This window comes from Myroides guanonis (assembly GCF_900114085.1).
Lineage (GTDB): Bacteria > Bacteroidota > Bacteroidia > Flavobacteriales > Flavobacteriaceae > Flavobacterium > Flavobacterium guanonis.
This window is the reverse complement of sequence record NZ_FORU01000004.1, coordinates 164808-178185: the sequence shown is the minus strand read 5'-3', so window position 1 is coordinate 178185 and position 13378 is coordinate 164808. Positions and strand designations below refer to the sequence as shown.

Below are 13378 nucleotides of genomic sequence, written 5' to 3'. Positions count from 1 at the left end.
GGGGTGAATCTATATTGCTACCCCTTAGATAAATCTCGAAAAAAAATAAAATGTATCTTTGTTGCAAATTATACATTTTTTATGAGCACTTTCGATCAGTTTAATCTTCCGAAAGCTTTAGACAAAGCTTTGAAGGAATTAAATATTACCACTCCTACTCCTATTCAGGAAAAATCTTTTTCAGTAATTCTATCTGGTAGAGATATGATGGGAATTGCCCAAACAGGAACAGGAAAAACCTATGCCTATTTACTACCTATATTAAAGCAGTGGAAATTCACTCCTGACGACACACCTAGAGTAATGATTCTAGTTCCTACTAGAGAACTTGTAGTTCAAGTAGTAGAAGAAGTAGAAAAACTAACACAATTCATGTCTGTTCGTACCCTAGGAATCTATGGAGGAACAAACATCAATACACAGCGAAAAGCCGTTTATGATGGAGTAGACATTTTGGTGGGAACCCCAGGAAGAACAATGGATTTGGCATTAGACGGAGTAGTTCGATTTGACGCTTTACAAAAATTGGTAATTGATGAATTTGATGAAATTTTAAATTTAGGATTTAGATTTCAATTGACTTCAATTCTATCTATGATGAAAAACAAGAAACAAAACATCTTGTTTTCAGCAACCATGACAGAAGAAGTAGACGATATCCTAGAAGACTATTTCGACTATCCAGAAGAAGTATCACTAGCACCATCAGGAACACCATTAGAAAAAATAGACCAACAAGTTTATCACGTACCAAACTTCAATACTAAAATAAACTTATTAATTCATTTGCTTCAAGACAGTGAAACCTATAATAGGGTTCTTATCTTTATCAATAGCAAGCGAATTGCAGACTTAGTTCTAGAAAAACTAAACGAAGTATTCCCAGAACAATTTACCGTAATTCACTCAAACAAATCACAGAACTTTAGATTAACTGCTATGTCAGATTTTCAAAATAGTGAATTGAGAGGATTAGTAACCACAGATATTATGGCTCGTGGATTGGATATCTCAGACATTAGCCACGTTATCAATTTACAGTTCTCAGAATTACCAGAACAATACATCCACAGAATTGGTAGAACAGGACGTGCAGACAAAGAAGGAACCGCAATCAGCATCATAGACCCAAAAGAAGCAGAAATAAAGATAGAAGCAGAAATGCTAATGGAGAAAGAACTTCGAATAATGGAGATTCCTGTAGAAGTAGAGATTTCTGAAAAACTGATGGAGTTTGAAAAAGTAAAGCAAAAAATAAAACACCTACTTAAAAAACCAAAACAAACAGACGAAAAAGGAGCTGCCTTTCACGACAAGAAAGACAAAAACAAAAAAGTCAACTTAGGTGGTCCAGGAAAGCGAAATCCTAGAAAAACAAAACCTACAAACAGAGGTGTTGAAAAGAAACGCGCAGAGAAAAGAAAGAAAAATAATTAGACCCAAATAAAAAAGGGCTAACTCGATGAGTTAGCCCTTTTTTATATATAAAGATTAAAAAGAAATTACATTCTCTTCATCTGATCCTTCATCATTTTGATTTGGTCTTTAAGCATGTTTTGCTTGTCCAATTTCTTAGCCTCATTAAGTAACTTAGTAGCCTCTACTTTTCTTCTCTTCGTCATCGCTACACCTGCCAACTGTAATTTAGCCATCGCTAAATCTTGATCCATACTCAACCCAAGCTCTATAGCCTTCTTCATGAATTTTTCAGAAGCATTTAAATTCGTTTGAGAAACCATAATTCCTTGCAAGTAGTTATAGTAACCATTTTGCTTGCGAACCAAAGCTGTATCAGGATTCTTGATATAACTCAACCACTTCTGAGCACCTTCAAAATCTTGTTTTCTCAATTTTAAAAAAGCCAATAAAATAAACTCGTTTTTAAAATACAACAAAACAACAATAGACATTAATAACAAAAGAAAAATACCGTTTCCAATATTACTCTCAGTAAATTGCCAAACTGCCGCTGCTAAAATAAACGCTGCTATAACAAGTTTTATATATCTGTGGAACATAAGGTCTTAGATTTTTAGTTTTTAATTGAATGCAAATGTAATAAAAATACTAGCAGTATAAAAGCATTAGCCATATACCGTAAGGTATTTTGTAATAGAAAACATTAAAAAGACAACCCTTTAATATCCTTAGCCTTGAAATCGGCAAAATCAGAAATAAAGAATTTAGCCCCTCTCAAATCTTGCATCTTAGAATTTTTACTGTGATAAGCAATACAATCTATATCTGCCGCAACAGCCGCTTTCACACCATTTGTACTATCCTCGATAATAACACAATGTTCTTTTGCAGCTACAGATAAAGAGACCGCATGTAAGAAAATCGCAGGGTCTGGTTTAGACTTTGGAAAATTCTCTCCACTAACTATATGTGTGAAAAATGGAAAAAGCTCAAAACGATTAAACACCCTATTAATGGTACTCATAGAAGCAGAAGACGCCAATATAAGTTGTACCTCATTATTGTGCAAATCCTCTATTAAAGCACGGACTCCAGAGATTAACTCCAAGTCTGGTTTAGTATCAAAAGCATCGTTGAACAAAGCCCTCTTTCTCAAAACCAACTCTTCAACCTCCGTTAAAATCCCATAATTATCCTTAATCTTCTGATAAACATTTTTAGTAGAATTACCCGTAAACGTAGTATAAACCTCCTCTGGAATATTCAACTTCAACTCTTCAAAATGTTTATAATATGCATACTTATGAACTGGTTCAGTATCTACTATTACCCCATCCATGTCAAAAATAACCGTCTGAATCATTTTTTTTATTGCAAAGATAACTCTCTACTCCATTAACGTCAATAAATAACCCAATAATTCATAGCTTTTGATTAACTTCCGCCTAAATTATTACCCCTTTTTGGAAGAACAACAACTAATACAACAACTTCAGAATAATGACACCCGAGAAAGTGCATTTCGTTTTTTGGTAACTACTTATCAGAAACGACTGTATATACACATACGTTCGATGCTCTTAAATCATGAAGACACAGACGATGTATTACAAAACACATTCATTAAGGTCTATCAAAACATCCATAACTTCAAAGGTGAAAGTCAACTCTTTTCATGGATATATAGAATTGCAACTAATGAAGCCCTAACACACCTTAAAAAACAAGCTAAATCAAACCAATTAAGTACAACCGAATACAATCAAACGCAAATAGAAAACCTTAGAGCTGACCCGCTCTTTGATGGAGACGAAGCCTACTTAAAGTTACAAAAAGCAGTAACTCAACTCCCAGAAAAGCAACAACTCGTATTCAAAATGAGATACTTTGAAGAGTTAGACTATCAAAGTATATCCGAAATACTAGATACCTCAGTAGGTGGATTAAAAGCCTCTTACCATCACGCAGTAAAAAAAATAGAACTTTATATAAAATCAAATTAAACCTTTTAGCAATAAAAGAGTCTAACCTAATAATGCGATTGAATTATGAGAAAAGAATCCAACATATCCCAACATTCTAAAAAAGAGGTTTTTAAAATTCCAGATGGATACTTTGAAGACTTCAACGATCGCTTGTTTAGCAAATTGGAAAACAAACCCAATAAAAACATACAACCAAAACTTAGAAAAATTGCATATACCCGCTGGATTTCAATCGCTGCTAGTGTAACAATTCTACTTGGGATCACAATATTCTATACCACCAAAGACCAATACTCAAATTTAAATACAGAAACAATAGAAAGCTATTTACAATCTCAAAACGTATTTATCTCAACCAGTATGGAATCATACCTAGAAGAACAAGACTTAACTGAAATAGAACAAAACAATTCATTAAACAATGCTGAAATAGGAGAATACTTACTTACCAGCACTGATATAGAATATTACATAACTGAATAATCATGAAAAAGATAGCTTACTTGCTTTGCAGCATATTAATTTCAAGTTTTGCATTGGCTCAAGACCATAAATCACATGAACAAATTAAATCGCTAAAAATTGCGCACCTAGCTTCAGAGCTAGATTTAACAACACAGGAAGCAGATAAATTTTGGCCAGTCTATACCACTTACGACAATAAAATGTACGATTTAAGACATAATGATGAAGCAAGATTCATCCATAAAACGGACATAGAAGACATAAAAAAAATGTCTGAAGAAGACGCAAAAAAAGCACTAGCCAACATAAAAAAATACGAAGAAGAATATTTTTCAATACGCAAAAAATTCAATGAAGATGCCCAAAAAATATTATCAAACAAGAAAATAATACTTCTAAAAAAAGCAGAAGATGATTTCAATAGAAAACTACTAAAGCAGTACAAGAAGAAAAAATAAAACAATATTTTAGTATCTAACTAATATTCAGTATTTTAAAAAACAACATAAATAAACCATAAAGCCCGTAATAGTTGTATCTTTACGGGCTATTTTTATATATACAATGAGACTACACAGAAATTTAGTATTTACCGTAATCGACTCTATCTTATCTATTTATAACGAAGGAGAATATGCAGACAAGGTAGTTGCAAGAGCCTTAAAAAAAGATAAACGCTGGGGAAGCACAGACAGAAAATTCGTTGCTGAAACCATTTACGAAATGGTTCGTTGGAAAAGACTTTATGCAGAAATTGCAGAAGTAAAAGAACCATATACACGAGATGATGTTTGGAGAATATTTGCCGTTTGGGCAGTATTAAGAGGATACAAATTACCCGATTGGAAATATTTTGAAGAGACACCACTTAGAAGAATCAAAGGTCGCTTTGATGAATTGATTAAAATCAGAAAATTCAAAGAGTCTATTCCAGATTGGATGGATGAACTAGGTGTAAAAGAATTAGGCGAAGAAAAATGGTCTCAAGAAATTGCAGCCCAAAACCAACAAGCTAGTGTAATTTTACGTGTAAACACACTAAAAACAACACGCCAAAAGCTTTACGCTATACTGATGGATTTAGAAATTGAAACCATCCTTCCAGAAGAATATCCAGATGCTTTAATACTAAAAGAAAGAGCGAACGTATTTTTAACAGACGCTTTTAAAGAAGGGCTATTTGAAGTACAAGACGCATCTTCACAATTAGTTGCAAGATTCTTAGATGTGGAACCAGGAATGCGCGTTGTTGACACATGTGCAGGAGCAGGTGGAAAAACATTACACTTAGCCTCTCTAATGGAGAACAAAGGCCAAATAATTGCTATGGATATTTATGAAAGTAAACAAAAGCAATTAAAAATTAGAGCTAAGAGAAACGGAGCTTTCAATATCGAATATCGCATTATTGAAGGAACAAAATCCATTAAAAAACTACACGAAAAAGCAGACCGCGTTTTGATTGACGCACCTTGTAGTGGTTTAGGAGTTTTAAAAAGAAACCCAGACAGTAAATGGAAATTACAACCGCAATTTATTGAAGACATCAAAAAAGTACAAGAACAAGTACTACAAGACTACTCTAAAATCCTGAAACCAGGAGGTAAGATGGTTTATGCAACTTGCTCAATATTACCTTCTGAAAACGAAAAACAAATTGAAAAGTTTTTAAATTCAGAATTTGGTGCTAACTTTACTCTAATAGAAGACCGTAAAATCCTTTCTTCAGAATCAGGATTCGACGGATTTTATATGGCTTTATTACAACGTAAAAAGTAAAACACTATGAAACGATTTCCTTTTATACTCTTCCTATTATCTGTCGCAAGCCTTTTCGCTCAACCAGCCGATCAAGTAGAATATTATAAGGGAATTGATTTCACTTTAACCGGTACCGCTTTAAAAGCCGAGCTAGCAAATAGAGTTACGAGTACTCACACTAAAAAACTGAGTTACAAACAAATTTGGGACGCTACAAAAACAACAGATTTACTACCCTCAAATTCAAACGAGGTAGTATTAATCTACGGCTGGAAAAACGGAAGTGGGCAACACGCATACAGTAGATCCGTTAATAACAATGGAGGAAACAATGGTCAATGGAACAGAGAACACGTCTATGCAAAGTCGTTAGGATCTCCTAATTTAGGAGAAACAGGACCTGGATCTGATGCACACCATTTAAGATCCTCAGACGTTCAATGGAATGCAGCTAGAGGCAATCAAAAATTTGCATCTGGAAACGGTAACTCTGGAAATGTTACAGACGGTTGGTATCCAGGAGATGAATGGAAAGGAGACGTCGCGAGAATGATGATGTATATGTATCTGAGATACGGAACCCAATGCCTACCAAGTAAAGTAGGTATAGGAAGTACAGAACAAACTCCAGATGGAATGATAGACCTCTTTCTCAAATGGAATGCAGACGACCCAGTTTCAGAAATTGAAATAAATCGAAACCAGTACCACGGAAATACAAGTAATACGTATGCACAAGGAAACAGAAATCCTTTTATAGATAATCCGCGTTTAGCAACAACGATATGGGGAGGACCCGAAGCACAAGACCGATGGAACAATTTATCAGTTAACAAGAAGAATCAAATAGAATTTTCTGTGTATCCAAACCCAACATATAATCAAAAAATCTACATTCAAACAACAAGTAGACTAGATCAAGTGATTATATATTCTATGAACGGTAAACAAGTAAAAAAAGTTTCAAAACCAGAGAAGACAAATAACGGTTATAACATAAACTATTTGCCACAAGGAGTATATCAACTGCAAATAAAAGCAGAAGATAAATCCGGAACTCAAAAAATTATCGTATTATAACTACTACTCTTATAAAAAAAAAGGCTGTTTTCAAATGTTTGAAAACAGCCTTTTTTTTTATAAGAATGCTACAGCTCCCTTTCTTTCTTTTCAAACATCAACTCTTTAACCTTTTCCTTGTCTTCCTTTTCTTTATTCAAGTCGAATCGAGTATTAAAAACTCTATCCCACACAAGATTACTAACGCCAAACCCTAAATTATCATTTCTATAATGATGTAAGTGATGATTGCTCCAAAGAGGTTTTAAAAACTTAAAAGGAGGCGCAAAAGCATGAATAGCATAATGCATAGAAGCATACAATAAATACCCAATCATAAACCCCGGAAAGAAACCAAAAACATAGTGTCTCAAAAATAAATATTGAACACCAAGCATCAATCCAGCCATAAAAATACTAGGAATAGGAGGCATAAACAATCGCTGCCTATCTCTAGGATAATGATGGTGATTACCATGAAAAATATAAGCAACCCTTTGAAGATTAGGATTATCGCTTATAAGGTGAAAAAGAAATCTATGAGCTATGTACTCAAAAAAAGTCCAAAAAAGAATTCCTGCAAAAAACAATCCTAATAGCTGACTTATTGAAAGTCCATACCGATTATAACCCCAATACAATATGAAAGATAAAATCGGTATGTACATTCCCCATATAACTGCTGGGTGACCTTTGGTCAAACTTTCTAAGAAAGGATTTTCAAAAATCCGAGCTTGGCCTTTGTTATTAATTTTATCAAATTTCATAACATAAACAATTTTATATTACGAATATAATGATAATTTACCAACGAATTACAACACTTCCCCAAGTAAAACCACTACCAAAAGCAGCTAAAACCACTAAATCACCCTTTTTAATCTTTCCTTGCTCCCAAGCTTCTGTTAAAGCAATCGGAATAGAAGCTGCTGTAGTATTCCCGTATTTCTGAATATTATTAAAAACCTGATCATCCGTCAACTTAAACTTAGACTGAATGAACTGAGAAATTCTCAAATTAGCTTGATGCGGAATCAACATATCAATATCCGAAACATTCAATTGATTCGCTTCAAGACCTTCCATAATAACTTCGCTAAAACGAACAACAGCATTCTTAAACACAAACTGTCCATTCATATGTGGGTAATAACTCGTATCCTCAGGGTCATTATCCCTAATAACATCAGTAATCCATCTTTTCCCCATACCAGGAGCAATCAATGCTAACTCTTCTGCATGTTCACCCTCTGAGTGTAAATGAGTTGATAAAATCCCTTCTCCTTCCACATCAGACCTAGAAACAATAGCTGCTCCTGCCCCATCACCAAAAATAACAGAAACACCTCTACCTCTAGTCGTCATATCCAAACCAGTAGAATGTACCTCAGAACCAACTACTAATATATTCTTATACATACCCGTTTTTACAAACTGATCAGCAACTGATAAAGCATAAACAAAACCAGAACACTGATTTCGAATATCTAAAGCACCAACCGTCTTTAAACCTAAGTCCCTTTGCAACAATACTCCTGGACCAGGAAAATAATAATCAGGACTCAAAGTTGCAAAAACGACAAAATCAATATCCTCAGCTTTTAAAGAAGCCCTTTCCATTGCCATTCGAGCCGCTTTTACCCCCATACCCGTTGTGGTATCCTCCTCTAACTTCTTGTGTCTCCTTTCATGAATACCCGTGCGCTCAACAATCCATTCATCATTCGTATCCATTAGTTTTGCCAAATCCTCATTCGTCACCACATTCTCCGGCACGTAATATCCTAACCCTGTTATTTTCGATTGAAACATACTTTTTTCATTTATTAACTATAACAAAAATACTCATTTTCAAAACACTAAGATAGCACTATGCGTGAAATCAATACTTCTCCTTGATATAAAGCTATATTTCAATTACTTTAGCTAGATAATCAATATTTAATATTCTAATGAAGATAGTTAAAACATCATTATTAGCTTTATTCCTAACAACATCTATGTTTGCACAAGAAAATGTTACGTATCAAAAGCCTTCCAAAGAAATTCTAGAACTCGCTGAATTCGATAGAGCCCCTACCATTCAGATGGATACAAAAAAAGAGAATATGCTCTTGAGTTACAGAAACACATACAAAACTCTGGAAGACTTAAACCTAACCGAAATGAAGTTGGGAGGTTTGCGTATTGACCCTACTGTAAATATATCAAGCACACTTACCTATATAAACAACCTAAAAGTAAGAATAGGAAAAAACCCACAAGAAATTCAAGTAAAAAATCTACCTAGCAACCCTAGAATTGCAAATATATCTTGGTCACCAGACGAAAGTAAAATCGCATTCACACACACAGCCCCAAAAGGAGTTGAACTATGGGTAGTAGATATAAAAACGGCAACAGCTACCAAACTGTCAGAAGCAAACCTAAATGCCAATTTAGGCAACCCAATGACCTGGTTCAAAGACGGCACAAGCATATTGGTAAAAACAATGGTACCAAACCGACCTGCCTTAATTGACCCAAAAAATGATTTGCCAAAAGGACCAACCGTTTCTACAGCAATGGAAGGAACAGTCTCACAAAACAGAACCTACCAAGACCTATTAAAAAACAAAGCAGACGAAGACAACTTTGAAAACCTTACCACCGCGGAATTATATCAAATAAACCTTGATGGTACTAAAAAACTATTCAAAGAAGCAGCAATGTATGCAGGAGAATCTTTCTCTCCTGATGGTAATTACCTAATGTTAACCACGCTAGAAAAACCATTTTCATACATAGTTCCTTTGTCAAGATTCCCAATGTCAACATCAATCTATGACTCAAAAGGAACATTTATCAAAACAGTAAATGAAGTACCCCTAAACGAAATAATGCCTAAAGGATTTATGGCAGTACGTGAAGGAAAAAGAAGTATGAACTGGAGAGCAGATGAAGCAGCAACCGTGTTTTATGTAGAAGCTTTAGACCAAGGAGATCCAGCAAATGAAGTACCATTTAGAGACGAACTTTTTGTATGGAAAGCCCCATTTACAAATGACGCAGTTTCACTAGTAAAAATACCGCAACGATATGCGGGAATCTCTTGGGGAGATGCCAATACAGCAATCCTTCACGACCAATGGTTTGACACTAGAAACATCAAAGCATACCTATTAAATCCTTCGGAAAACAACCCGAAACTAAATGTAATAGAAGACAGAAACTATCAAGACACATACTCAGATCCAGGAGATTTTGAAACTACAAAAAATAGTTTTGGACGTTACGTATTGTCTATAGAAAACAACAAACTATACCTATTAGGAAAAGGATTTACACCAGAAGGACAATTCCCTTTTATAGATGAGTTCGACCGAACTACCCTAAAAACAAAAAGACTCTATCAATCACAATACACCGATAAAGTTGAATCAATCATATCGATCTTAGACGCAAAAAAAGGAACAGTGCTCGTTTCAATTCAATCAAGTACGGAGTATCCAAACTACTACTTTAGAAACATCAAGAAAAAGAATGACCTAAAAGCCATCACCGATTTCAAAAACCCATTTGAAAGTATAAAAGATGTATATAAAGAAGTAATCCAATACAAAAGAGAAGACGGATTAGAACTATCAGGAACACTATACCTACCAGCTAACTACGATAGAAAATCAAAAAAGGAGAAACTCCCACTATTAATTTGGGCATATCCAACAGAATATAAAGACAAAAACAGTGCGGGACAAGTAACCACAAACCAAAACGAATTCACTTTTCCGTATTATGGGTCGTTTGTATATTGGGTAACAAAAGGATACGCAGTTTTAGATGATGCAGCATTCCCAATCGTAGGAGAAGGAACAGAAGAGCCAAATGACACCTATGTAAGTCAATTAGTAGCAAACGGAAAAGCAGCTATTGATGCAGTAGATGCACTAGGTTATATCGACCGCAAACGAGTTGGAGTTGGAGGACATTCATACGGAGCATTTATGACCGCTAACCTATTAACCCATTCAGACCTATTTGCAGTGGGAATCGCACGTAGTGGAGCATATAACCGAACACTAACCCCTTTTGGATTCCAATACGAACAACGTAACTATTGGGAAGTTCCAGAAGTTTACAATACCATGTCACCATTCATGAATGCAGATAAAATGAAAACTCCAATGCTTTTAGTACACGGAGAAGCAGACAACAACCCAGGAACATTTACACTGCAAACAGAACGCTATTTCCAAGCCTTAAAAGGATTAGGAGCGCCAGTTAGAATGGTAATACTACCAAAAGAAAGCCATAGTTATGTAGCAAAAGAAAACATACTACACCTACTATGGGAACAAGACCAATTCTTGGAAAAATATCTAAAACAAACTACAGATACCAAAGAATAAACCCGCAGAATCACAAATAACAACAAGGGACTTAATCATTCAGATTTAAGTCCCTTGTTATTTAATATAACTACACATCCCATGAAATCATTTTCCAATCTCAATAAATATCAGAACTACCCCACTGTTTCTCCAGCGTCTTAATCTGATAAATAAAATCATCAATCTTTTTTCTACTTTTTTCTACAATCCTAGGTCGTAAAACGAACCAATTAAACCCTATCCAAATAAAAAACACCCCATAAATCATACACACAAAATACCAAGATAAAGACATAGTATATTCATACATATATAAGCTAGTTCCAACAGTTAAAAGAATAAAATAGACATTCATTACCTTTGTTTGTATGTGATTCTCAATCGATTTAATCTCAATCAAATTCGTTAAATAATCACTATTTGAAAGCATCGTATCTGACTTCTTATACAAGGGAATCAATTTGCTCGTAGAAATAACAACAAAAAAAATAGAGCAAATACCTAATACAATTCCGATTTTTGTAATGATCAATTGAGGATTATAGCTGATCCAAATCAACAATAAAACCAAGATAGTAATCATTAAAACACTATTTAAAAACACCATCTTCCTAAATCCCGTTCTTTTATATTTTTTAATCAAGCCCAAAATAACAGTTACATCAGCCATTGGAACATCCTGTTTATTCCACAACTCTTTTAAATCTAGATCAGTTTTCATTTTCTTTGAATTTTTTGGTTAAACGCTCCTTAATCCTATGAATTCGAACTCGAACATTACTCTCCGACAATCCGACAATTTGAGCAATTTCTGACTGTTTAATATCTTCCAGCTCCAAAGAGATAATTATTCTATCCAATTCTGGTAATTCCGAAATAAACCTATATAGTAATTGAATTTGAGGTTCGATAGATACAAGCAGTTCCTCTTTAAATTGAACGGGGAGCTCAACTATTTTTATTCTTTTATTTTTCTCTATCTGACGAAGACAAGTATTCGTTGCAATTCTATAAACCCAAGTGCCAACAGAAGCTTCATTCCTAAAATTTGGAAGTTGTTTCCATACAGAAATGAACGTCTCTTGAGCCATATCTTGAGCCATACCATAATCATTCACATAGCCCAGACACAGTCTAAATACTTTCTCCCAAAAAGTCTTATATATAGTTTCGAAATCCATCTATTCTAATATAATAAATTCATTCAAATTTTCTAAGTACCAATCTGAATCATCATACATTAAAAAATGTAACCCTTTATCTGCATACATTAATTCAACATGTGGAAGTCCCTTATATTGACTAACGATAGAATCTTGAATATTTTTAAAAAGAGGCTCTAGTAATACGAGCGTAGGTATAGTAATCGAATTAATCCGATCTCTCAAATCAATATTAATAAAATCGCAAAATACCTTAGCAAAAGTCTTTCGGTCTGAATTCATCCCCCAATCTACAATCTCATCAATCTTATCCTTCCTTGTTGTCATACTTGCAACACTAACCTGCTGCATTTGAAAAAATTCTTCATCCTTCATGGCTTCAATTTGTGACACCATGGATGAACAATCCTTATTCTCTTTAGAAACAAAACTCGGATCACTCAAAGCTGCTAAACAAGGTAAAGCATCTACAACGACAATCTTACTCAATAAATCAGGATAATCCGAAGCGATAGCCATCGCTAATACGCCACCCATACTATGCCCAATCACAATTGGTTTCATAAGGTTTTTCTCTCTAATAAACCTTTCTATCTCTGATTTCCATTTTTCAAAACTAGGATTTTCTTCAGGTTTAACACCTGCAAAACCAGGCATAGTTAAAATTAAGCAAGTATAATCTTCTTTTAACACTTGAACTGTTTCATCCCATACCTTTCCCGAACTAGCAAACCCAGGTATAAAAATAAGAATTTGTTTTCCCTCACCATGCTTCTCAATTGAAAATGAATATTCTTGTGAAAACGCACTGAAAGAGAATAATACCAGTGTAAAAATAAAAAGGACATTTCTCATCATCTAAAATTTAAAGTTTAGTCTTTAGATACATGAAGATTCAAAATGTTACAATAAATCTCAAGAATATTTGAAGTGACACTCTAATACACAAAGAGTAAAAAAAACAGACAAGAAGTAACGACGATGAAGATCTTGTATTCCCTGCTACCCCACAATTTTAGTTCATTGCAGGTTAGACCCATAATTCTAGTTACCCATAATCAAAATGCGAAAATACAGCAGAACGTCAATAAACAGTCTAGTGGATTGTTTTAACGAATGGTCCAGCAGGCGCCTTAGTAAAATGCAAAAATGCAAA

Annotated in this window: 14 protein-coding genes; 7 read left to right on the top strand and 7 right to left on the bottom strand. The window is 34.3% G+C overall.

The genetic code is table 11. The annotated features are described in order from the left end of the window. Positions 1 to 81: 81 nt before the first annotated feature. Positions 82 to 1437, top strand: coding sequence for a DEAD/DEAH box helicase (locus BM024_RS05420; protein WP_090678444.1), 1356 nt, complete (start codon positions 82 to 84; stop codon positions 1435 to 1437). Positions 1438 to 1502: 65 nt separating this feature from the next. Here the strand turns inward: BM024_RS05420 and BM024_RS05415 are convergent, their stop codons facing one another. Next, a complete protein-coding gene (locus BM024_RS05415; protein ID WP_090678443.1) occupies positions 1503 to 2018 on the bottom strand; it encodes a hypothetical protein in 516 nt (171 codons plus the stop codon). A gap of 104 nt (positions 2019 to 2122) precedes the next feature. Beyond that, complete coding sequence (locus tag BM024_RS05410) at positions 2123 to 2782, bottom strand: HAD family hydrolase (RefSeq protein ID WP_090678442.1); 660 nt, start codon at positions 2780 to 2782, stop codon at positions 2123 to 2125. Positions 2783 to 2882: 100 nt separating this feature from the next. Here BM024_RS05410 and BM024_RS05405 point away from each other — a divergent pair, with 100 nt between their 5' ends. The 5 genes from BM024_RS05405 to BM024_RS05385 all read left to right on the top strand — a co-directional run bounded on the left by BM024_RS05405 (position 2883) and on the right by BM024_RS05385 (position 6710). Beyond that, positions 2883 to 3422 carry an RNA polymerase sigma factor gene (locus tag BM024_RS05405; RefSeq protein WP_090678441.1) on the top strand — a complete coding sequence of 180 codons (540 nt, stop codon included), beginning with the start codon at positions 2883 to 2885 and terminating at the stop codon, positions 3420 to 3422. A 45-nt stretch (positions 3423 to 3467) separates the two neighbouring features. After that, complete coding sequence (locus tag BM024_RS05400; RefSeq protein WP_090678440.1) at positions 3468 to 3887, top strand: hypothetical protein; 420 nt, start codon at positions 3468 to 3470, stop codon at positions 3885 to 3887. A 2-nt stretch (positions 3888 to 3889) separates the two neighbouring features. Next, positions 3890 to 4327 (top strand): hypothetical protein, encoded by a 438-nt coding sequence (locus BM024_RS05395; RefSeq protein ID WP_090678439.1) that lies wholly within the window; start codon positions 3890 to 3892, stop codon positions 4325 to 4327. 106 nt (positions 4328 to 4433) lie between these two features. Continuing rightward, complete coding sequence (locus BM024_RS05390; RefSeq protein WP_090678438.1) at positions 4434 to 5648, top strand: RsmB/NOP family class I SAM-dependent RNA methyltransferase; 1215 nt, start codon at positions 4434 to 4436, stop codon at positions 5646 to 5648. 6 nt (positions 5649 to 5654) lie between these two features. Further along, on the top strand, positions 5655 to 6710 hold the full coding sequence (locus BM024_RS05385) for an endonuclease (RefSeq protein ID WP_090678437.1): 1056 nt from the start codon (positions 5655 to 5657) through the stop codon (positions 6708 to 6710). A gap of 68 nt (positions 6711 to 6778) precedes the next feature. Here the strand turns inward: BM024_RS05385 and BM024_RS05380 are convergent, their stop codons facing one another. Both BM024_RS05380 and BM024_RS05375 read right to left on the bottom strand, forming a co-directional pair. Further along, complete coding sequence (locus tag BM024_RS05380; protein ID WP_090678436.1) at positions 6779 to 7456, bottom strand: sterol desaturase family protein; 678 nt, start codon at positions 7454 to 7456, stop codon at positions 6779 to 6781. A gap of 37 nt (positions 7457 to 7493) precedes the next feature. After that, on the bottom strand, positions 7494 to 8501 hold the full coding sequence (locus BM024_RS05375) for a 3-oxoacyl-ACP synthase III family protein (protein WP_090678435.1): 1008 nt from the start codon (positions 8499 to 8501) through the stop codon (positions 7494 to 7496). A gap of 140 nt (positions 8502 to 8641) precedes the next feature. Here BM024_RS05375 and BM024_RS05370 point away from each other — a divergent pair, with 140 nt between their 5' ends. After that, positions 8642 to 11077: a S9 family peptidase gene (locus BM024_RS05370; RefSeq protein WP_090678434.1), complete on the top strand. Its 2436-nt coding sequence runs from the start codon at positions 8642 to 8644 to the stop codon at positions 11075 to 11077. A 100-nt stretch (positions 11078 to 11177) separates the two neighbouring features. On the opposite strand, the gene BM024_RS05365 is transcribed toward BM024_RS05370, so the two are convergent. Genes BM024_RS05365 through BM024_RS05355 form a run of 3 tightly spaced genes read right to left on the bottom strand, consistent with a single transcriptional unit; the run spans position 11178 to position 13080 of the window. After that, entirely contained in the window at positions 11178 to 11780 is a 603-nt protein-coding gene (locus BM024_RS05365) for a hypothetical protein (protein ID WP_090678433.1), read from the bottom strand. Beyond that, the gene (locus tag BM024_RS05360; RefSeq protein ID WP_090678432.1) at positions 11770 to 12240 is read right to left on the bottom strand and encodes an RNA polymerase sigma factor; all 471 of its coding nucleotides are present in this window, start codon (positions 12238 to 12240) and stop codon (positions 11770 to 11772) included. The genes BM024_RS05365 and BM024_RS05360 overlap by 11 nt, the downstream gene beginning before the upstream one ends. Next, positions 12241 to 13080: an alpha/beta fold hydrolase gene (locus BM024_RS05355; RefSeq protein ID WP_245753862.1), complete on the bottom strand. Its 840-nt coding sequence runs from the start codon at positions 13078 to 13080 to the stop codon at positions 12241 to 12243. Positions 13081 to 13378: the final 298 nt, after the last annotated feature.